The organism is Phytopseudomonas daroniae (genome assembly GCF_004327275.1).
GTDB classification, from domain to species: domain Bacteria; phylum Pseudomonadota; class Gammaproteobacteria; order Pseudomonadales; family Pseudomonadaceae; genus Aquipseudomonas; species Aquipseudomonas daroniae.
The window spans coordinates 503,139-523,321 of the sequence record NZ_QJUJ01000002.1; the positions used below are offsets into that span (position 1 = coordinate 503,139).

The 20,183-nt window shown below is 63.6% G+C and carries 20 protein-coding genes and 1 pseudogene; 4 read left to right on the top strand and 17 right to left on the bottom strand.

Annotation, left to right across the window (positions count from 1 at the left end; translation table 11 throughout):
* The first annotated feature begins 2 nt into the window (after nucleotides 1–2).
* Nucleotides 3–1,286 (top strand): TraB/TrbI/VirB10 family type IV secretion system protein, encoded by a 1,284-nt coding sequence (locus DNK10_RS07480; protein WP_131191098.1) that lies wholly within the window; start codon nucleotides 3–5, stop codon nucleotides 1,284–1,286.
* A complete protein-coding gene (locus tag DNK10_RS07485; protein ID WP_131191099.1) occupies nucleotides 1,283–1,528 on the top strand; it encodes a DUF2274 domain-containing protein in 246 nt (81 codons plus the stop codon). Before DNK10_RS07480 ends, DNK10_RS07485 begins: the two co-directional genes overlap by 4 nt.
* A 259-nt stretch (nucleotides 1,529–1,787) precedes the next feature.
* Here DNK10_RS07485 and DNK10_RS07495 read toward each other — a convergent pair whose 3' ends face one another.
* The gene (locus DNK10_RS07495) at nucleotides 1,788–2,345 is read right to left on the bottom strand and encodes a TetR/AcrR family transcriptional regulator (protein ID WP_131191100.1); all 558 of its coding nucleotides are present in this window, start codon (nucleotides 2,343–2,345) and stop codon (nucleotides 1,788–1,790) included.
* A gap of 84 nt (nucleotides 2,346–2,429) precedes the next feature.
* Here DNK10_RS07495 and DNK10_RS07500 point away from each other — a divergent pair, with 84 nt between their 5' ends.
* Complete coding sequence (locus tag DNK10_RS07500; protein WP_131191101.1) at nucleotides 2,430–3,173, top strand: SDR family NAD(P)-dependent oxidoreductase; 744 nt, start codon at nucleotides 2,430–2,432, stop codon at nucleotides 3,171–3,173.
* Nucleotides 3,174–3,934: 761 nt separating this feature from the next.
* Here DNK10_RS07500 and DNK10_RS07505 read toward each other — a convergent pair.
* Together DNK10_RS07505 and fnr are read right to left on the bottom strand one after the other, a co-directional pair.
* Nucleotides 3,935–4,483 carry an adenine phosphoribosyltransferase gene (locus tag DNK10_RS07505; RefSeq protein ID WP_131182318.1) on the bottom strand — a complete coding sequence of 183 codons (549 nt, stop codon included), beginning with the start codon at nucleotides 4,481–4,483 and terminating at the stop codon, nucleotides 3,935–3,937.
* Nucleotides 4,484–4,507: 24 nt separating this feature from the next.
* Nucleotides 4,508–5,242 (bottom strand): fumarate/nitrate reduction transcriptional regulator Fnr, encoded by a 735-nt coding sequence (gene fnr, locus DNK10_RS07510; RefSeq protein ID WP_131182317.1) that lies wholly within the window; start codon nucleotides 5,240–5,242, stop codon nucleotides 4,508–4,510.
* A 135-nt stretch (nucleotides 5,243–5,377) separates the two neighbouring features.
* Here fnr and DNK10_RS07515 point away from each other — a divergent pair, with 135 nt between their 5' ends.
* The gene (locus DNK10_RS07515; RefSeq protein ID WP_244216222.1) at nucleotides 5,378–5,842 is read left to right on the top strand and encodes a hypothetical protein; all 465 of its coding nucleotides are present in this window, start codon (nucleotides 5,378–5,380) and stop codon (nucleotides 5,840–5,842) included.
* A gap of 6 nt (nucleotides 5,843–5,848) precedes the next feature.
* On the opposite strand, the gene hemN is transcribed toward DNK10_RS07515, so the two are convergent.
* The 14 genes and pseudogenes from hemN to ccoN (DNK10_RS07585) all read right to left on the bottom strand — a co-directional run bounded on the left by hemN (nucleotide 5,849) and on the right by ccoN (DNK10_RS07585) (nucleotide 20,089).
* The gene (gene hemN, locus DNK10_RS07520; protein WP_131191102.1) at nucleotides 5,849–7,231 is read right to left on the bottom strand and encodes an oxygen-independent coproporphyrinogen III oxidase; all 1,383 of its coding nucleotides are present in this window, start codon (nucleotides 7,229–7,231) and stop codon (nucleotides 5,849–5,851) included.
* 389 nt (nucleotides 7,232–7,620) lie between these two features.
* Entirely contained in the window at nucleotides 7,621–8,304 is a 684-nt protein-coding gene (locus DNK10_RS07525; protein WP_131191103.1) for a sulfite exporter TauE/SafE family protein, read from the bottom strand.
* Nucleotides 8,297–8,497 (bottom strand): cbb3-type cytochrome oxidase assembly protein CcoS, encoded by a 201-nt coding sequence (ccoS, locus tag DNK10_RS07530; RefSeq protein WP_131182314.1) that lies wholly within the window; start codon nucleotides 8,495–8,497, stop codon nucleotides 8,297–8,299. Before ccoS ends, DNK10_RS07525 begins: the two co-directional genes overlap by 8 nt.
* A 109-nt stretch (nucleotides 8,498–8,606) precedes the next feature.
* Nucleotides 8,607–11,042 carry a heavy metal translocating P-type ATPase gene (locus tag DNK10_RS07535; RefSeq protein ID WP_131191104.1) on the bottom strand — a complete coding sequence of 812 codons (2,436 nt, stop codon included), beginning with the start codon at nucleotides 11,040–11,042 and terminating at the stop codon, nucleotides 8,607–8,609.
* Nucleotides 11,042–11,548, bottom strand: a complete 507-nt coding sequence (locus DNK10_RS07540; RefSeq protein ID WP_131182312.1) for a FixH family protein — start codon at nucleotides 11,546–11,548, stop codon at nucleotides 11,042–11,044. Before DNK10_RS07540 ends, DNK10_RS07535 begins: the two co-directional genes overlap by 1 nt.
* Before the next feature lie 16 nt (nucleotides 11,549–11,564).
* The gene (ccoG, locus tag DNK10_RS07545) at nucleotides 11,565–12,974 is read right to left on the bottom strand and encodes a cytochrome c oxidase accessory protein CcoG (protein WP_131191105.1); all 1,410 of its coding nucleotides are present in this window, start codon (nucleotides 12,972–12,974) and stop codon (nucleotides 11,565–11,567) included.
* Nucleotides 12,975–13,154: 180 nt separating this feature from the next.
* Nucleotides 13,155–14,102 (bottom strand): cytochrome-c oxidase, cbb3-type subunit III, encoded by a 948-nt coding sequence (gene ccoP / locus DNK10_RS07550; RefSeq protein ID WP_131191106.1) that lies wholly within the window; start codon nucleotides 14,100–14,102, stop codon nucleotides 13,155–13,157.
* Complete coding sequence (locus DNK10_RS07555; RefSeq protein WP_131191107.1) at nucleotides 14,099–14,302, bottom strand: cbb3-type cytochrome oxidase subunit 3; 204 nt, start codon at nucleotides 14,300–14,302, stop codon at nucleotides 14,099–14,101. The genes ccoP (DNK10_RS07550) and DNK10_RS07555 overlap by 4 nt, the downstream gene beginning before the upstream one ends.
* Before the next feature lie 3 nt (nucleotides 14,303–14,305).
* On the bottom strand, nucleotides 14,306–14,914 hold the full coding sequence (gene ccoO / locus DNK10_RS07560) for a cytochrome-c oxidase, cbb3-type subunit II (protein WP_131191108.1): 609 nt from the start codon (nucleotides 14,912–14,914) through the stop codon (nucleotides 14,306–14,308).
* Nucleotides 14,911–16,365, bottom strand: coding sequence for a cytochrome-c oxidase, cbb3-type subunit I (gene ccoN / locus DNK10_RS07565; RefSeq protein WP_131191109.1), 1,455 nt, complete (start codon nucleotides 16,363–16,365; stop codon nucleotides 14,911–14,913). The genes ccoO (DNK10_RS07560) and ccoN (DNK10_RS07565) overlap by 4 nt, the downstream gene beginning before the upstream one ends.
* Nucleotides 16,366–16,769: 404 nt before the next feature.
* Nucleotides 16,770–17,711, bottom strand: a complete 942-nt coding sequence (ccoP, locus tag DNK10_RS07570) for a cytochrome-c oxidase, cbb3-type subunit III (RefSeq protein WP_131191110.1) — start codon at nucleotides 17,709–17,711, stop codon at nucleotides 16,770–16,772.
* Nucleotides 17,712–17,863: 152 nt separating this feature from the next.
* A pseudogene (locus DNK10_RS26140) lies at nucleotides 17,864–18,037 on the bottom strand (cbb3-type cytochrome oxidase subunit 3); the annotation flags it as partial.
* 4 nt (nucleotides 18,038–18,041) lie between these two features.
* Nucleotides 18,042–18,650: a cytochrome-c oxidase, cbb3-type subunit II gene (gene ccoO, locus DNK10_RS07580; RefSeq protein ID WP_131182305.1), complete on the bottom strand. Its 609-nt coding sequence runs from the start codon at nucleotides 18,648–18,650 to the stop codon at nucleotides 18,042–18,044.
* The gene (gene ccoN / locus DNK10_RS07585; RefSeq protein ID WP_131191111.1) at nucleotides 18,650–20,089 is read right to left on the bottom strand and encodes a cytochrome-c oxidase, cbb3-type subunit I; all 1,440 of its coding nucleotides are present in this window, start codon (nucleotides 20,087–20,089) and stop codon (nucleotides 18,650–18,652) included. Before ccoN (DNK10_RS07585) ends, ccoO (DNK10_RS07580) begins: the two co-directional genes overlap by 1 nt.
* Between the last annotated feature and the right edge of the window lie 94 nt (nucleotides 20,090–20,183).

The following is a 20,183-nucleotide window of genomic DNA, read 5'->3' on the forward strand; positions in this document are numbered from 1 at the left end:
CCATGAGCCAGGACGACACCCCCGACCTCGCCACGCCGCAGGCGGGCAAGGTCGCGCCCGAGGCGGTAGCGCTACGCGCACAGCCGCGCCCGGTCACGCGCCTGAACCGGCGCGCGCTGGCCTTCCTCGTCGGCGGCCTGTCGGTCGCCGTGCTCGGGGCCACGATCTGGTCGTTGCAACCGCAGCGGCGCGGTGCCAACGAGCAGACCGAGCTTTACAACGTCGATCGCGTGTCGAAGTCGGAAGGCCTGGACGCGCTGCCGACGGACTACTCGAAGCTGCCGGCCTTGCCGCCCGACGTGCCCGAGCTGGGGCCGCCGCTGCCGGGCGATCTCGGCCCGGCCATCGTCGCTTCGCAGCAGCCGGCCGTGGCCACCTACGCCGCCCCCGGCCACGATCCCAACGACGCCTTGCGCAAGGAGGAAGAAGCCGCTGCGGCCTCGTCGGTGTTCTTCCGCTCGGGCGACCAGGGCCAGGCCGCCGCCACGGTGGCGCAGGCGGCGCCGGGTGCGTCTGGCGCGGCAAACACGCTCGCGGCCTTCGATCCGCTCGCCGCTGGGCCGGCCTCGACCGCGGCCCAGCCTGCCGATCCGACCGCCGTGCAGAACCGACAGGACCAGAAAGAGGCGTTCCTGCAAGGCGGTTCCACGGAAACCCGCAATTCCGGCAACCTGGCGCTGCCGGCGTCGCCGTATCAGGTGATGGCCGGAACGGTGATCGCCGGTGCGCTGAAAACGGGTATCAAGTCCGACCTACCGGGGGACGTCATCGGCCAGACAACGGAGCCGGTGTTCGACACCGCCACCGGCAAGATCCTGCTGATCCCACAGGGTTCGACCTTGATCGGCCGCTACAACAGCCAAGTCAGCTACGGGCAGAGCCGCGTGCAGGTGGTGTGGAACCGGGTCATCCTGCCCGATACGTCCTCGCTGACGCTCGACAACCTTGTGGGCACCGACCCGGCCGGTTACTCCGGCCTGGAGGACGATGTGGACTGGCATTGGAATCGCATCGTCGCGGGCGCGGTGCTGACGACGCTGCTGGGCGTGGGTGCCGAACTGGCCGCGCCCGAGAACCGCCAAGACGGAAACCGCATCGTCATCGCCGGGCGCGACAGCGCACAAGACAGCATTAATCAGGTCGGGCAAGAGATCACCCGGCGCAACATGAGCATCCAGCCGACGCTGACCGAGCGGCCGGGCCTGCCGGTGCGCATCATCGTTGCGCGCGACCTCGTACTGCGTCCTTACCAGCCGTTGTTCTACCAACGAGGAGGTATCCAATGAGCACGACGAAAAAGCTCCGCTTGGGGCCACTCCCGCGCCAGGAAGTGACCAAGCTGACCTTCGCTTGTCCGGTCAGCTTGAAAGCCCACCTTGACCACTATGCAGCGCTGCACGCGCAGACCTATGGGGAAGCAGTCGATGCGGTCACGCTGATCCCGCACATGCTTGAAGCCTTCATGGCTGGCGATCGGGGATTCAGGAAGGGCACGGCGATACGGAGTACGCCATCGAAGCCGACGTGATGGCGTCGCAGGCCATCCAACAGCATCCATCGAACGCGCAGCCTTGGGCTGCGCGTTCCTCGTTCTGTATGGACGATTCGGGCCGCCTTGCCGAGCGCGCCCGCGAAGCCGAGGTCGATGTCATTCTGGACGTCACGGCAGGCGTACCTCACATCTTCCGGTTCTTCATCGGCCAACTCGATGAAGCTGGCCAGGCACTGGATCTTGCTGCGCTCTATTCTGCGCCAGCATCTGTGACCGATCAGGCAGCAGGCATGGATCAACGCACGCTGATGCCGTTGAGGAACAGGTCGATCAAGTGGGGCGTGCGTGACTTCGATGACTCGTCCTGCCCAGCGGCAAGCGAAATCGCGGTCGCGACATACACGAGATCATCGAAGCCGACATCCTGACGGATCGTGCCGGCTTCCTGCGCACGACGGAGCAATCGCTGTCCTTCTTCAGTCATGGCATGGCAACCGGGTGTGCCGCTCTTCTGGAGCACCGTTCCGAGCGAGGCGGCCAGGTTGCGATAGATGTTCGTGTCCGTGACCAGGTCCTCAAGATACGCCCGCACCGCGGCGCCGGGATCAAGCCCGGCACTTCGCGCACGGCTTGACTCGGCCAGTGACACGAACCGCGCGCTACAGGCGGCGGCCAGCAGTGCCTCGCGCGTCGGGAAACGGCGATACAGCGTGCCAATGCCGACTCCGGCACGTTTGGCTACATCTTCCAGCGAAGCGCCGGCACCTTTCTCCAGAAATACTGCTTCGGCCGCAGCGAGGATGCGCTCGCGGTTTCGTTGCGCGTCGGCGCGCAGCGTGGATTCATCGACCATTTTTTTCCGTTGCCTCTTCTCAAGTGGAGGATACCTCCATATCATAAACGGAGATATCCTCCACTTAAAGCAAGGACTGATGAGATGACGAAGCGATTCGAGAACAAGGTTGTGGTGATTACCGGTGGCAGCGATGGCATCGGTCTGGCAACGGCCCAACACTTCGCGGCGGAAGGTGCGCACGTGTACATCACGGGGCGCCGGCAGGAGCCGCTCGACGCAGCGGTGAAGGAGATTGGCAACGGTGCCATCGGTGTGCAAGGGGATGTCGCCAGTCCCGCCGATCTCGATCGGCTCTACGCACGTATCCAGCACGACCACGGCCAGGTCGATGTCGTCTTCGCCAATGCGGGCATTCACGAGACCGTGCCGCTTGAGACGATCGACGAGGCGCATTTCGACCGCATGTTCGGCGTCAATGTCAAAGGTCTGGTCTTCACCGTGCAGAAGGCGTTACCGCTGATGGCGGCGGGCGGCGCGGTTGTTCTCATGGGTTCGTCCGCCGGCAGCAAGGGCATTCCCAGCCAGTCGCTCTACAACGCGAGCAAGGCGGCGGTACGCTCGCTCGCGCGGAGCTGGACGGTCGATCTGAAGGAACGGGGCATTCGCGTGAATGCCATCGCACCTGGCGGCACCGAGACACGCCTGATACGCGGCATCCTCGATGCCCAGCCGGGACTCGAAGACGTATTGGGTCAGGCCGTGCCGCTCGGACGGTTAGGGCAACCGGATGAGATCGCACGGGCCGTTCTCTTCCTGGCATCCAGCGAGAGCAGCTACGTCGCCGGCGTCGAGTTGCTGGTGGATGGTGGTTTCGTAGCAGTCTGAAACAGCTAAGAGAATTGGGTTGCCGGCGTAGCTTGATGTTTGCCAGCAGGCGCTTACGCGCCGCCGAAGCCAAGCTGATGATGCCGGTTTCCTCTGGTGGCTATCCCTAGAACGCGCAGCCCAAGGCTGCGCGTTCTTCGTTCTGGAGAGCGGCGGCTGATTGCGCTACGATGCCTAAACGCGGCCGCCGTCTGCTGGCAATCGTCCCCGATACAGCACGCCCCGGCTTTCTACCGCGATGCTCTTATGTGGCTCCTAGCCCACAACGCCGCAGCCTCGCAAAGCGGCCCGAAGTAGAGCTAAACCCGCGCCCCGTATAGACTTCCGACCATCAGGCTGTTTTCACAGAACGCTTGACACCAGAACTTTTTTGTGCCCCGCCATCCCTGGCGGGCACCCTGCGGGCCGTCGCAAGCGACGTCAAAAACCGCTCCCGGCGATTTTTTGTCCGCCAGTCGGCATGGTGGACGGATGAAGCGTCGTCCACCCTGGGGGTTGTTGAGATTCGCGGTTTCGCTACCGTGATCAGGTCGTAGGATGGGTGCAACCCATCAATGGCCGATGGGTTGCACCTGCGCGGCCCGACCCATCCTACGGCTGCTTGCGCCTTTGAGCGACCACTCGGCCCAATCGCTCGGATACGAGATTCGATGTGTGACGCGACACTACGCATGATCCGCGCAAGTGAAGAGCCAGACGCAAGAGGTCATGGCCGCGTACGGACTTACTTGAAGCTTGTAGCTTGAGACTTGAAGCTGCTCTTAGCGCTCGTCGAGGGCGAAGGCCGTCAGACTATAGGTAGGAATTCCCATGTCCTGCAGCTTGCGTGAGCCACCGAGTTCCGGCAGATCGATGATTGCCGCCGCTTCATGCAGGCTGGCACCCATGCGTTTCACCAGTTGCACGGCGGCGAGCAGAGTGCCACCGGTGGCGATCAGGTCATCGACGATCAACACCTTGTCGCCTTCGCAAAGACTGTCGGCATGCACTTCCAGAAAGGCTTCGCCGTATTCGGTCTGGTAGCCCTGGCTGAGCACGTCGGCCGGCAGTTTTCCCTGCTTGCGGAACAGCACCAGCGGCTTGTTCAGCTCATAGGCGATGATCGAACCGATCAGAAAGCCTCGGGCATCCATGGCGCCTACGTGGCTGAAATCAGCCTCGACATAACGCTGGATCAGGCTGTCGATGACCATGCGCAGCGCGCGGGGCGATTGGAACAGTGGAGTGATGTCGCGGAACACCACGCCCGGCTTGGGGAAGTCGACCACTGGGCGAATGAGTGTCTTGATGCTGAATTCATCGAAAATCATCTGGGAGTCCTGAGCGGCCGGATATCAGCCGTTAAGGTTACCACCAGCCAGGGCGCACAGCTCGATGGGGTCGAGAATGTGCACTTCCTTGCCTTCGGCTTCGAGCAGCTTGCTCTGCTGGAAGCGGGTGAATACCCGCGACACGGTCTCCACTGCCAGACCCAGGTGATTGCCGATCTCGTTGCGCGACATCGACAGGCGGAACTGGTTGGCGGAGAAGCCGCGGGCGCGGAAGCGCGCGGACAGGTTGACCAGGAACGTGGCGATGCGCTCGTCGGCGGTCTTCTTCGAGAGCAGCAGCATCATCTGCTGATCGTCGCGAATCTCACGGCTCATGATGCGCATCAACTGGCGGCGCAGTTGCGGCAGGCTGACCGACAGCTCGTCGAGACGCTCGAAGGGAATCTCGCATACCGAGGTGGTTTCCAGAGCCTGAGCGGAAACCGGGTATAACTCGGTGTCCATGCCGGACAGGCCGACCAGTTCGCTGGGCAGGTGGAAACCGGTGATCTGTTCCTCGCCGGCGTCGCTCAGGCTGAACGTCTTCAGGGCTCCGGAGCGTACCGCGAACACCGAGTTGAACGTGTCACCCTGGCGGAACAGGAATTCGCCTTTCTTCAGGGGCCGGCCGCGTTTGACGATCTCGTCGAGCGCGTCCATGTCTTCGAGATCCAGCGAAAGGGGCAGGCAAAGACTGGCGAGGCTGCAATCCTTGCAGTGCGCCTGATGAGTAGTGCGCAGCTTAATGCTTTCGGACATCGGCCTTATCCCTGAGGTAAACACACAGAAGTCGTAAGGGTACCGCAGTGGAGGGAAGGGGGCCAGTCGCTAAAGTGTCGCGGGGCAGAGCCGATAAACCCGGATCAGCATATTTGTTTGCTTAGGAGCGTGATCATGCGCCTGGATACTTCCATTTCGCTCGAGCGTAGTGTCGTGTCGGCGGCCCCCAGCAAGGCCTCTGCGGCCGTGCAGGCTGCGGTTGGCGAAGGGGCTGCAGCGGCTGAGCCCAGTGAAAACGGGATCAAGGTCAGCCTGTCCGTAGCCGGGCTGGCCCGCTCGAACGAGTCGGAGAAGAACAGCGATATCGGCGAAAGCGATCTGCCTGCGACCATCAAGCAACTGCTCAAGCTGATTCGCGAACTCAAGGCGCAGCTCGCGGAGAAGATGGCCGAGCTGCAGGCACTGATGGCCCAGCAGGGTCTGGACGCGGAAACCCGCCAGATGCGTGCCCAGGCGTTGCAGACCGAGGTCGGCTCGCTCAGTGGGGCGCTCAGCGGCGCCAACGCACAGTTGGTCAAGGTGATTCGCGAGGAAGGTTTGAGTGCCGAGCAAAGCGCCTCAATAGCCTCCTTGATGTAAGACACATCAGATCACCCGCGAGAAACGCTGCAGATTCTGTTCGCTCAGGTAACGGTCGAACAGCATGCACAGCGAACGCACCATAAGCCGCCCGGCCGGCAGCACTTCGATGCCGCCGTCTCTCAATTCGATCAGGCCGTCGCGATCCATCTGCTGCAAGGCCGGCCAGGTGTCGGCGAAGTAGCTGCGAAAGTTCAGGGCGAAGCGCTGCTCGATTGCCGAGAAATCCAGGTGAAAGTGGCAGATCAGTTGCTGGATCACGGCGCGGCGCACGCGGTCGTCGTCGTTGCACAGCAGGCCGCGCTGGGTTGCCAGTTGGTGGTTGCCTAGGCTGGCCTGATAGGTGGCCAGATCGCTACTGTTCTGGCAATACAGGTCGCCGACCTGGCTGATCGACGAGACGCCGAGGCCGATCAGGTCGCAATGGCCGTGGGTGGTATAGCCCTGGAAGTTGCGTTGCAGGCTGCCGTCTTCCTGGGCGCTGGCCAGCTCGTCGTCGGGCAGGGCGAAGTGATCCATGCCGATGTAGCGGTAACCGGCGCTCGCCAACTGCTCGATGCTGCCTTGCAGCATGGCCAGTTTGTTCGCTGCGCTGGGCAACTGACGGCTGTCGATGCGCCGCTGCGGCATGAAGCGTGCCGGCAGGTGGGCGTAGTTGAACAGCGACAGGCGATCCGGTTGCAGGGCAATCACCTGCTGCACGGTATGGGCGAAGTTTTCCGGCGTTTGTTGCGGCAGGCCGTAGATCAGGTCGATGTTCACCGAGCGGAACTGCAGGGTGCGCGCCGCCTCGATGATCGCGCGGGTTTCCTCGAGGCTCTGCAGGCGATTGATGGCGCGCTGCACATTGGGATCGAGATCCTGTACGCCGAGGCTGACGCGATTGAAGCCCAGTTCGCGCAATAGGCCCATGGTCGACCAGTCCGCCTCGCGAGGGTCGATCTCGATGCTGTAGTCGCCGGAATCGTCGTCGAGCAGGGCGAAGTGTTCGCGCAGCTTGTCCATCAGCCGACGCAATTCGTCATGGCTGAGAAAGGTCGGAGTGCCGCCGCCCAGGTGCAGCTGTTCGATGTGCTGGCGTTTGTCGACGTGATGGCCGACCAGCGCCATTTCCCGTTCCAGCGCCTGCAGATAAGGCTGGGTGCGGCCGCGATCCTTGGTGATGACCTTGTTGCAGGCGCAGTAGTAGCAGATGTTGGCGCAGAACGGCAGGTGCAGGTACAGCGACAGCGGGCGCAGGGCACGGCGGCTGTCGCGCAGGGCATGGAGCAGATCGAAGGAGCTTACACCGTCATGGAATTGTACGGCGGTCGGGTAGGAGGTGTAGCGCGGGCCGGCTTGATCGTATCGGCGGATCAGGTCGGAATCCCACTGGATGGCGTCGAGCATGGTGAGTTCCGCTTCAGCGTTGAGTGCTGGCAGTCTAGGCGGCGCCCGGTTCGGTCTTTTTGATCTGAGTCATGGCGGCACAGCGGCAGCGCTACCGCTGGGCGTGTGCCTGCCGGCCATGAGTGAACAGGCGACAGAGCGTGTTGCGCCGATGGTGGGTTACGCCGCAACAGAGATAGTAAAACCGTCAGTCAATGTGACAGGCGGCTAACCCACCCTACGGTTCTGCATGCGTAACACCGGATATTGCGATAAGGCCGCCATCGATTCGCGCTGGGGCGACGCTCCTAGCAAGTGGGCCCTCTGACTCCGAACGGCCCTTGCAGGTCTGGGGTCAAGACGGTATCCACGAGAAGTCGTTCGACTGACAGCTGATCTGTGACGCGATGCTAGTGCCCCATCAGCCAGTGCTGGTGCGGGCCGGGCAGCGTCCAGATACCGAAGAGCATCACCAGCAGGCCGCCGGCCACACGCACGCCACGCTGGCGCAGCAGACTGCCCAGGCGCTCGGCCGCCAGGCCGGTGGCCAACAGCACCGGCAGGGTTCCGACGCCGAATGCCAGCATCAGCGCGGCGCTATGCAGGGCGTCGCCCTGGCTCGCCGCCCATAGCAGGGTGCTGTAGACCAGCCCGCAGGGCAGCCAGCCCCACAGGCCGCCGAGAACCAGCGCACGAGACGGGCTGATGACTGGCATGAAGCGCCGGATGAGGGGTTGCAGATGCCGCCACAGGCCACGCCCGAGCGCTTCGATACGCGTCAGCCCGCTCCACCAGCCGGCCAGATAAAGCCCCATGGCGATCAACAGCAAGCCGGCGATCCCGCGCAGCACGATCGCCAGCGGGCCGCTGGCCAGCGCCCAGCCCGCCAGGCCGAGCAGCAGGCCGGCCAGTGCGTAGCTGAGGATGCGTCCGGCGTTGTAGGCCAGCAGCAGATGCAGGCGTCGATTGCGTTGTTCGGCCGGGATGGCCAGGCTCAGGGCACCCATCAGCCCGCCGCACATGCCCAGGCAGTGGCCGCCGCCGAGCAGGCCGAGAATCAGCGCGGACAGCAGCTGTGGCAGCAGGTCAGTCATGGGGTTTCTGGTCTGGCTCGTTGGCCTGTTCCACGGCGGCCTTGTGGCGCGGGTCATCGTCGTCGAACAGGATGCGGTGGGCGGGGCTGTCGAGATCGTCGTACTGGCCGCTGTCCACCGCCCAGAAGAACAGCCACACGGCGAAGGCGACCAGCAGCAGCGCGACGGGAATCAGAATGTATAGGGCTGACATGATCGTTTCTCTGAGCCTGAATTGAGTGCATGGCAGAGGTGTTCCGCGTGGCTCGATGAAGCGTGACCCAGCTTACGAGAATCGACTATCGGCATATCTATCCACATCGCTAGCACCTCGCCAGACGCAGCGCATTGAGCACCACCAGCAATGAACTGAGCGACATGCCCAGCGCGGCCCAGATCGGTGTGATCCAGCCCAGGGCGGCGAAGGGCAGCACCAGGCCATTGTACAGCCCGGCCCAGGCCAGGTTCTCGATGATGATGATGCGCGTGCGACGGGCCAGGCGCAGGGCGTCGACCAGGCTACCCAGGCGGTTGGACAGCAGCACGGCGTCAGCACTGGTCTTGGCCAGGTCGGAGGCCGAGCCCATGGCCACGCTGATATCGGCGCCGGCGAGTACCGGCACGTCGTTGACACCGTCGCCGAGCATCAGCACGCGCCGCCCCCGGGCCTGGAGCTCACGAAGGATGGCCAGCTTGGCATCCGGCGTCAGGCCGCCGCGGGCCTGCTCGATACCCAACTGAGTGGCGACTTCGCCGACCATCGGCGAACTGTCGCCAGACAGCAGCAGAATCTGCCAGCCACGCGTCCGAGCGGCCTCGATCAGCTCCGACGCATCGTCACGCAGGCGGTCATCGAGGACGAACCAGGCCAGTGGGCCGTGCTCATCACCCAGCAGCAACCACTGACCCTGATCCCCCGGAATATCGGGTGCCGGGCTGGCGCTGAGCGCGCTGACGAACCCGGCCTGGCCGATGCGCAGGCGGCGACCGTTCACCACGCCTTGCAGTCCCAGGCCGGGGATGTTTTCGAGTTCCTCGGCACGGGCTGCAGCATGGCCGAAGGCGCGGGCGATGGGGTGTTCGGACTGACTTTCCAGGGTGGCGGCGAGGGCCAGGCAGGCATCGCCATCCAGTGCGCCGAGCGGGTGTATCGCCCGCAGGGTCAGGCGACCTTCGGTGAGGGTGCCGGTCTTGTCGACGATCAGTGTGTCGATCTGCTCCAGACCTTCCAGTACGTGGCCGCGGGTCAGCAGCATGCCTTGTTTGTGCAGGGTACCGGTGGCGGTGGTCAGGGCGGTTGGCGTGGCCAGGGCGAGGGCGCAGGGGCAGGTGGCAACCAGCAGGGCGAGCACCACCCAGAATGCCCGCGAGGGGTCGAGTTGCCACCAGACCAGGCCGACGATGGCGGCCACCACCAGGACGATCAGCAGGAACCATTGTGCGACCCGGTCGGCGATTTCCGCCAAGCGCGGTTTTTCGCTCTGGGCGCGCTCCAGCAGGCGGACGATGGCCGACAGCCGGGTGGCGTCGCCCAGCGCCTGCACTTCGACGGTCAGTGGGCCTTCGACGTTGAGGGTGCCGGCAGTGACGCCATCACCAATCGTGCGTGGCTGCGGCAGGTACTCGCCGGTCAGCAGGGATTCATCGACGCTGGAATGGCCTTCCTGCACGCGGCCGTCGGCGGGCAACAGCGCGCCCGGCGGCACCAGTACCCGGTCGCCGAGTCGCAACTCGCTGAGCAGGATGCGCTGGCTCTGGCCTCGTTCATCCAGGCGCAGGCAGGAGGCCGGCAGCAGCTTGACCAGTTGCGCGGTGGCCGCCGCGGTGCGTTCGCGGGCACGGCGTTCCAGGTAGCGGCCGCTGAGCAGAAACAGGGCGAACATGCCCACGGCATCGAAATACAACTCGCCGTGGCCGGTGACGGTGGACCAGATGCCTGCCGTGTAGGCGCCTCCGATGGCCAGCGACACCGATACGTCCATGCTCAGATGGCGGGTGCGCAGATCACGCAGGGCGCCCCGGAAGAACTGGCCGCAACAATAGAAGACGATGGGGGTGGTGAGAAACAGGCTGACCCAGCGCAGGATGGTGTCCAGTTCCGGGCTGAGGTCGATGTTGAACTCCGGCCAGGTGGCCATGCTCGCCATCATCACCTGCATCCACAGCAGCCCGGCTACACCCAGCTCGCGCATGGCGCGGCGGTTTTCGCGGGTCAACTGCTCGGCTGCCGCATCGGCCTGCCAGGGATGGGCGGCGTAGCCGATACGGCGGATTTCGCCGAGCAGTTGGCTGAGCGGCAATATGGTTGCGTCCCAGCGCACCTGCAGGCGGTGATTGGACAGGTTGAGGTGCGCTTCGGCGATACCTGGCAGGGCATGCAGGTGTTTCTCGATCAGCCAGCCACAGGCTGCGCAACTGATGCCTTCGATGAGCAGGCTGGTTTCGCTCAGTTCGCCGTGGTGTTCGACGAAGGGCTGTTGCACGTCACTGCGGTCGTACAGCGCCAGCTCATCTGGCAGGGACTGGGGCAATTGCTGCGGATTGTTGGCGGCCTCGCTGCGGTGGCTGTAGTAATGCTCCAGGCCGTTCTGCACGATGGTTTCGGCCACCGCCTGGCAGCCGGGGCAGCACATTTCACGAGATTGCCCCAGCACCACGGCCGCGAAACGCGTGCCAGCGGATACTGGCAGGCCGCAGTGGTAGCAGGGCGTTGGGCTGGCGTGAACGAGTGGCGCCGTCCCGGAGGCTGAGGCGTCGATCAGTGTTCATCCCCGAGCTGGATGCTCTGGCCGGATTGCAGGGTTTCCTCCTCGAACAGGCGCCAGTCCTGACCGCCTTCCTGGCCGATCAGCTCGACGAAACGCCGGCCTTGCACGCTGTCCTGCAGGTTGCCGCGATACAGGCCTTCGCCCTGATGCTGCAGCACTACGCGGCGGTCGCGCTCAGGCTGGGTCGGCGACACCAGGTTGAGCACCAGTTGTTGCGGGGCGCTGTTGCCATGCAGCTGCAATTCGGCGATGCCGCGCTCGTCATCGAGGTCGAGGGTGGCGCGCAGTTGCAGGCGCACGGCCAGGTTCTCGCGTTCCAGCGACTGGTTGATGCCCTTGCCGACGTCGTAATAATCGTCGGAGATCAGCCCCGGCGGATTGCGCGTGGCGACGGTCAACAGGGTCAGCCCCTGGATCACCGAGTAGCCGAGCAGGGCGATCAGGAACCACGGCCAGAACTGCTTGTACCAGGGAGCGGGTTGGACATCTTCGGTCATGGCGGGGCCTGTTCTGTCAGCGGACGCTGGGGCCGATGAATCGGCTGCTGGCGTCGTTGTGGATGCTCTCGTCATCCGTGGCGCGGATGCGGAAGGTGATTTCGTTGGTGCTGGACGGCAGTTTTTCGGCGTCGATGGACAGTTCCACCGGGATCGCCAGCACTTCGCCAGCCAGCGCGCGGACTTCGCGGCGGCCTTCGTAGAGCAGGCCGTCCAGGCCGTCGGCCTCGATGCGGTAGACGATGTCCTGTTGCGCCTTGTTCATGATCTTCAGGGTGTAGACGTTCTCGATCCGACCCAGCTCGTTTTCCCGGTAGAGTACCCGATCCTTGAGCACGTCCAGTTCGACCAGGGGGCGGTTGTTCAGCGCCCAGCCGAACAACGCGAACATGGCCAGCAGCGCAATGGTATAGCCGATCAGGCGTGGGCGCAGCAGTTGGGTCTTCTGCCCGGAAAGGTTGTGCTCGGTGGTGTAGCTGATCAGCCCGCGTGGGTAATTCATCTTGTCCATGATGCTGTCGCAGGCATCGATGCACGCGGCGCAGCCGATGCATTCGATCTGCAGGCCATCGCGGATGTCGATGCCGGTGGGGCAGACCTGCACGCACAGGGTGCAGTCGATGCAGTCGCCCAGGCCCTGGGCCTTGTGATCGGCGCTTTTCTTGCGCGGCCCGCGGGCTTCGCCACGGCGGGGGTCGTAGGAAACGATCAGGGTGTCCTGGTCGAACATCACACTCTGGAAACGTGCGTAAGGGCACATGTGAATGCACACCTGCTCGCGCAGCCAGCCGGCGTTGCCGTAGGTGGCCAGGGTGAAGAAGCCGATCCAGAACAGCGCCCAGCCGCTGGCCTCGAAGGTGACCAGTTCGCCGAGCAGCTCGCGGATCGGCGAGAAGTAGCCCACGAAGGTCAGTGCAGTGGCCAGTGAAACGCCTAACCAGATGCCGTGTTTGGCGAAGCGGCGGAGAAATTTGCCGGTGCTCATGGGGGCTCTTTCGAGCTTCATGCGCTGGTTACGGTCGCCCTCGGTGACCTTTTCCGCCCACATGAAAATCCACGTGAATACGCTCTGCGGACAGGTGTAGCCGCACCACACGCGGCCGGCGAACACGGTGATGAAGAACAGCCCGAAGGCGGCGATGATCAGCAGCGCCGAGAGCAGTACGAAATCCTGGGGCCAGTAGGTGGCGCCGAAGATGTGGAACTTGCGCTCCGGCAGGTTCCACCACACTGCCTGGTGGCCGTTCCAGTTCAGCCACACGGTGCCGAAGTAAAGGGTGAGCAACAGGGCGCCGCCGACCCGGCGCAGATTGCGGTAGAAACCACTGAAGGCGCGGGTGTGGATTTTCTCGCGACTGGCATAGAGGTCGATGGTCTCGCCGGCGGCAGCGGGCGTGACGTTCTTGACGGGGATCTGTTGGCTCATCGATGGCTACCGCAACGGTTGGTCGGGCATGTCGCGACCGATACTTGCCGGTCGTGATCGTTCGCTGCGCCGATGGTACGCCTCCAGCCCCGGCAGGGCTTGCGGCTACCCGTCGCAGGGATCAGGCGTGACCATCCTAGGCGCAGCATCGAAACCCCGCCCTGACCCAGATCAGTGCACTCACTCGTTCTCCTGGGTTCGCTCCACCGCCGGTTCTTTCTCACGTTGCGACAGGCTGTACACGTAAGCGGCCAGCAGGTGCACCTTGTCGTTGCCGAGAAAGTCCTTTTGCGCCGGCATCTGGCCGCTGCGGCCATGGCGGATGGTCTGCTGCACCTGGGCGAAGCTGGAACCATACAGCCAGACCTGGTCGGTCAGGTTGGGCGCGCCGAGCACCTGCATGCCTTTGCCCTCGGGCCCGTGGCACATGGCGCAACTGGTGGCGTACAGCTGCTTGCCCTTGTCCGGATCCACGGCGATATCCGCAGGATTCTCCAGGCCGGAAAGGCTGCGCACGTAAGCCGTGACGTCGCGCACGCCGTCATCGCCAAGAATCTGCTGCCAACCAGGCATCACGCCCTGGCGGCCCTGCATGATGGAGGTCTTGATGGTGTCCGGGTCGCCGCCGTACAGCCAGTCGTCATCGGTCAGGTTGGGAAAGCCGAAGGCGCCCTTGGCGTCGGAGCCGTGGCACACCGAGCAGGTGTTGGCGAACAGGCGGCCGCCGATTTTCAGCGCCTGTTCGTCCTTGGCCACTTCGGCGATGGGCATGGCGGCGTACTTGGCGAACAGCGGGCCGTAGCGCGCATCGGCGACGGCCATCTCGCGCTCCCATTGGGCGACTTGCGTCCAGCCGTCGTCGTAGCCCGGCAGCAGCCCCTTGAAGTTACCCAGGCCGGGGTAGAGCAGCAGGTAGCCGACGGCGAATACCAGCGTGCCGACGAACAGCAGGAACCACCAGCGTGGCAACGGGTTGTCGTATTCCTCGATGCCATCGAAGCTGTGGCCGACGGTCTGATCCGTGTTGTCGGGGCGCTGGCCCTTGCGGGTGGCGAAGATCAGCCAGGTCAGGGCCAATAGCGTACCGAGGGTGGGCAGCGCGACGTACAGGCTCCAGAAGGTGCTCATGGCTTGTCGCTCCCGGCAGCGTCGTTCTCGCCTTTGTCGGCAGCTTTCGGCTCGTCGGCGAAAGGCAGGTTGGCCGCCTCGTCGAAGCCCGATTTACGCTTGCTGCTGTAAGCCCAGAGCACCACCGCGACGAAGGCGATGAATACCACTGCGGTGCCGATGCCGCGGATGGTGCCGATGTCGCTCAGAAAGGCAGGCATGGGTCACCGCTTGTTCTGGATGGCGGTGCCGAGCACCTGCAGGTAAGCGACCAGGGCGTCCAGCTCGCTCCTGCCCTCGACCGCTTCCCTGGCCTTGGCGATGTCTTCATCGCTGTAGGGAATGCCGAAGCCGCGCATCACCTTCATCTTCTCGGCGGTCAGCGTGCCATCCAGGGTTTTCTTTTCGAGCCAGGGATAGGCCGGCATCTTCGATTCCGGAACCAGGTTGCGCGGGTTGATCAGGTGCATGCGGTGCCACTCGTCCGGGTAACGGCCGCCGACTCGTGCCAAGTCTGGCCCGGTGCGCTTGGAACCCCACAGGAAGGGATGATCCCAGACGCTTTCGCCCGCCACCGAGTAATGACCATAACGTTCGGTTTCGGCGCGGAACGGGCGGATCATCTGCGAATGGCAGCCGACGCAGCCTTCCTTGATGTACACGTCGCGGCCTTCGAGCTGCAGCGCGGTATAGGGCTGCATGCCGGCGACGGGTTCGTTGACCACGTCCTGGAAGAACAGCGGGACGATCTGGGTCAGGCCGCCGATGCTCACTGCGATGACCATCAGCAGGGTCATCAGGCCGAGGTTCTTTTCGATGATGTCGTGTTTCATCCGTTCGCACTCCCGGAGTGGGCAACGGGAATCCGCGCGGCGGCCTCGTACTGCGCCGGTTGGGCAGCACGGATGGTGCGCCAGGTGTTCCAGGCCATCAGCAGCATGCCGCTGAAGAAGATCGCCCCGCCGATCATGCGTACCACGTAGCCGTAGTGGCTGGCCTCCAGGGACTCGACGAAGGAGTAGGTGAGCGTGCCGTCCTCATTCACGGCTCGCCACATCAGGCCCTGGGTGATGCCGTTGACCCACATGGCGACGATGTACAGCACGGTGCCGACGGTCGCCAGCCAGAAGTGCACATGGATCGCCGCCAGGCTGTGCATCCGTTCGCGACCGAACACCTTGGGAATCAGGTGATACAGCGAGCCGATGGTGATCATCGCCACCCAGCCGAGGGCGCCGGCATGCACGTGGCCAATGGTCCAGTCGGTGTAGTGGGAGAGGGCGTTGACCGTCTTGATGGCCATCATCGGCCCCTCGAAGGTCGACATGCCGTAGAACGCCAGGGCGACCACCAGAAAGCGCAGGATCGGGTCGGTGCGCAGCTTATGCCAGGCGCCGGAGAGGGTCATCATGCCGTTGATCATGCCGCCCCAGCTCGGCGCCAGCAGGATGATCGACATCACCATGCCCAGGCTCTGGGCCCAGTCCGGCAAGGCGGTGTAGTGCAGGTGGTGCGGGCCGGCCCAGATGTACAAGGTGATCAGTGCCCAGAAGTGCACGATGGACAGGCGATAGGAGTAGATCGGTCGCGCCGCCTGCTTGGGCACGAAGTAATACATCATTCCCAGAAAGCCGGTGGTGAGGAAGAAGCCCACGGCGTTGTGGCCGTACCACCACTGGATCATCGCATCGGTGGCGCCGGCATACGCCGAGTACGACTTGAACAGGCTGACCGGCACCGCAGCGCTGTTGACCACGTGCAGCATCAGGGTGACCAGGATGAAAGCCCCATAAAACCAGTTGGCGACGTAGATGTGCCGTGTCCTGCGCTTGGCGATGGTGCCGAAGAACACCACCGTGTAGACGACCCAGACGATGCCCAGGAGGATGTCGATCGGCCATTCCAGCTCGGCGTATTCCTTGCTGCTGGTGTAGCCCAGCGGCAGGCTGATCACCGCCGCGACGATCACCGCCTGCCAGCCCCAGAAGGTGAAGGCCGCCAGGCGGTCGGACATCAGCCGAACCTGGCAGGTGCGCTGCACCACGTAATAGCTGGTGGCGAACAGCGCGCAGCCGCCAAAGGCGAAGATAACCGCGTTGGTGTGCAGGGGGCGCAGGCGACCGAAGCTCGTCCATTCCATGTCCAGATTCAACTGCGGCCATACCAGCTGCGCGGCGATGAACACGCCGAGCGCCATGCCGAATACACCCCAGACCACCGTCATCACGGCGAACTGGCGGACGACCTTGTAGTTGTACGCAGCCGGACTGCTTGCTGTGCTCATGCTGGGTTCCACGCTGGGCTTGGGTGCTGCTGTTGCGGCGATGGGCGTTTCAGGCGGCGCGAGTATCCCCGACGGGCTCAGGCGGTGCAATGCGTGGGAAATGTGGTGCAAGCTTTCTGTCGCGCGCTTTCTGCCGGGAGAGGGCGCTTCGGATGCCGGATGGCGGACAGGAGGGGTGATTTGCTCGCGGTAGGCAGCAGAGTGACTGCGACCATTTGACCGGGGTTTTGGCAGCGCGAGTGGTCAGGAGCGAGTGAAGTGATGGTTCGGGAATCGCTCCCTGGGCATCGCTGCGCTCAGCACCAGGCTACGGACGGGCGACTGGCTTTTGTAGCCTGGGTAAAGTGAAGCGAAACCCGGGTACCGGCTTCCTGGATATCGCTTCGCTCAACACCCGCTACGGCTTATTCGGCGTTCATCTCACCAGCAGCCTGATTGTGGCTCAGGCTCAGCACGTAGGCAGCCAGCAGATGCACCTTGTCGTTGCCCAGGTATTGCTCCTGGGCCGGCATCTGACCGTTACGGCCGTAGCGGATGGTCTGCTGCAACTGCGCCAGGCTCGACCCGTAGATCCAGCCGCCTGGGTGAGTCAGGTTCGGTGCGCCGAGCAGCACCATACCGCTGCCGGTCTGGCCATGGCAGGCGACGCAGGTGCTGTCGTATAACTGCTTGCCCTTTTCCAGGTCGGCATTGCTGCCTTCCGGTAACGGTAGCCTGGCCAGGCCGTTACGCACGTAGGCAGCGACGTTGCGCACGCCGTCATCGCCGAGCACTTCACCCCAGGCCGGCATGGTGCCGATGCGGCCATTGAGGATGGTGGTCTTGATGGTCTCGGCGTCGCCGCCCCAGCGCCAGTGTTGATCCGTCAGGTTGGGAAAACCCACCGCACCCTTGGCGTCCGAGCCATGGCAGATCGAGCAATAGGTAGCGAACAGTCGGCCGCCCATCTTCAGCGCCTGTTCATCCTGCGCCACCTGCTCCAGGGACATGGCCGAATACTTGGCGAAGATCGGCCCGTACTGGGCATCGGCCTTGCTCACTTCGCGCTCCCACTGGGCGACTTGCGTCCAGCCATCTTCATAGCCCGGCAGCAGGCCCTTGAAGTTGCCCAGGCCCGGGTACAGTGCCAGGTAACCGGCTGCGAAGATCAGCGTGCCGAGAAACAGCATGAACCACCAGCGCGGCAGGGGATTGTCGTATTCCTCGATGCCGTCGAAGGCATGCCCCATGGTCTGATCCGTGGTGTTCTTGCGTTCCCCTTTGCGGGTGGCGAACAGTAGCCAGAACAATGCGACCAGGCTGCCAACCGTCAACAGCGTGATGTACCAGCTCCAGAAGGTGCTCATGGGGTGTCAGTCCTCGATGCTGCAGATTGAACAGGCTGTTGAAAAACTACCTGCGTTGCCGTCGCGTCGTTAAAAGCAGGCTCAAAATGCTCATGTACTACTCGTACACTCCGCTTTTTCGCCTGCTTTTGCCTCGCGCCGGCGGCCTCGTCTACGTTTTTCAACGGCCTGTTGGGTTCATCGGCGAAGGGCAGGTTGGCCGCATCGTCGAAGGCCTTGGCGCGTTTGCCGCTGTAGGCCCACAGCGTCACGCAGGTGAAGGCGACCAGCACCAGTACGGTACCGATGCCACGCAGCATGCCGATGTCGATCAGGTCGAAAAGCATGGAATCACCTCTTGTTCTTCAAGGCAGTGCCGAGCACTTGCAGGTAGGCGACCAGGGCGTCCATCTCGGTCTTGCCCTTCACCGCAGCCGCGGCGCCGGCGATGTCCTCGTCGCTGTAGGGCACGCCGAGGAAGCGCATGGCCTTCAGCTTGGCGGCGGTGTCCTTGCCGTCGAGGGTGTTCTCCACCAGCCAGGGGTAGGACGGCATCTTCGACTCCGGCACCAGGTTGCGCGGGTTGTACAGGTGCGCACGGTGCCACTCGTCCGAGTAGCGGCCGCCGACTCGTGCCAAGTCCGGGCCGGTGCGCTTGGAGCCCCACAGGAAGGGGTGATCCCAGACGCTTTCGCCCGCCACCGAGTAGTGACCGTAGCGCTCGGTCTCGGCGCGGAACGGGCGGATCATCTGCGAATGGCAGCCGACGCAGCCTTCCTTGATGTACACGTCTCGGCCTTCGAGCTGCAGCGCTGTATAGGGCTGCATGCCGGCCACCGGCTCGTTGACCACATCCTGGAAGAACAGCGGGACGATCTGCGTCAGGCCGCCGATGCTGACGGCGAACACCATCAACAGAGCCATCAGGCCGACGTTCTTTTCGATGATTTCGTGTTTCATCAGTGGGCACCTCCTACCGAGAACTGCGCAGCCGCTTCCAGCTCGTCTGGCTTGCTGGCGCGCACGGTCTGCCAGGTGTTCCAGGCCATCAGCAGCATGCCGGCGAAGAAGATCGCACCGCCGATCACCCGTACCACGAAGCCGGGATGGCTGGCCTCCAAAGCTTCGACGAAGGAGTAGGTGAGGGTGCCGTCGCTGTTGACTGCACGCCACATCAGGCCCTGGGCGATGCCGTTGACCCACATCGAGGCGATGTACAGCACGGTGCCGATGGTGGCGAGCCAGAAATGCACGTTGATCAGGCCCAGGCTGTGCATCTGCTCGCGGCCGAACACCTTGGGAATCATGTGGTACAGCGAGCCGATGGAGATCATCGCCACCCAGCCGAGGGCGCCGGCGTGCACGTGGCCGATAGTCCAGTCGGTGTAGTGGGAGAGGGCGTTGACGGTCTTGATGGCCATCATCGGGCCTTCGAAGGTCGACATGCCGTAGAACGCCAGGGCGACCACCAGGAAGCGCAGGATCGGGTCGGTGCGCAACTTATGCCAGGCGCCCGACAGGGTCATCATGCCGTTGATCATGCCGCCCCAGCTCGGTGCCAGCAGCACCAGGGACATCACCATGCCGAGCGACTGTGCCCAGTCCGGCAGCGCGGTGTAGTGCAGGTGGTGCGGGCCGGCCCAGATGTACAGGGTGATCAATGCCCAGAAGTGCACGATGGACAGGCGATAGGAGTACACCGGGCGCCCGGCCTGCTTGGGCACGAAGTAATACATCATCCCCAGGAAGCCGGCGGTGAGGAAGAAGCCCACCGCGTTGTGGCCGTACCACCACTGGATCATCGCATCGGTGGCGCCGGCATACAGCGAGTAGGACTTGGTCAGCGTGACCGGCACTTCCAGATTGTTGACCACATGCAGCAAGGCCACGGTGAGGATGAAGGCACCGAAGAACCAGTTGCCGACATAGATATGGCTGACGTTGCGCTTGAAGATGGTGCCGAAGAACACGATCGCGTAGCTGACCCAGACGATGGTGATCAGGATGTCGATCGGCCATTCCAGCTCGGCGTATTCCTTGGAACTGGTGTAGCCCAGCGGCAGGCTGATGGCCGCCAGCAGGATTACCAGTTGCCAGCCCCAGAAGGTGAAGGCCGCCAGCCTGGGCGCGAACAGCGTGGCCTGTGAGGTGCGCTGTACGGCATAGTAGCTGGTGGCGAACAGGGCGCAGCCACCGAAGGCGAAGATCACCGCGTTGGTGTGCAGTGGTCGCAGGCGACCGAAGCTCGTCCAGGGCAGATCGAAGTTGAGCCACGGCCAGGCGAGCTGCGCTGCGATAAGCACGCCGAGCCCCATCCCGACTATGCCCCACACCACCGTCATGATGGCGAATTGGCGAACCACCTTGTAGTTATAGGCGGAACTGGTTGTTGTGTTCATGTCTGGGTTTCCATCCACGGTTATGGGCAGATCTTTCGAAGCAGCCCCGCGCGGATTGGCATATCCGCACGTTATTGAAGGGCTTTTATGAGCG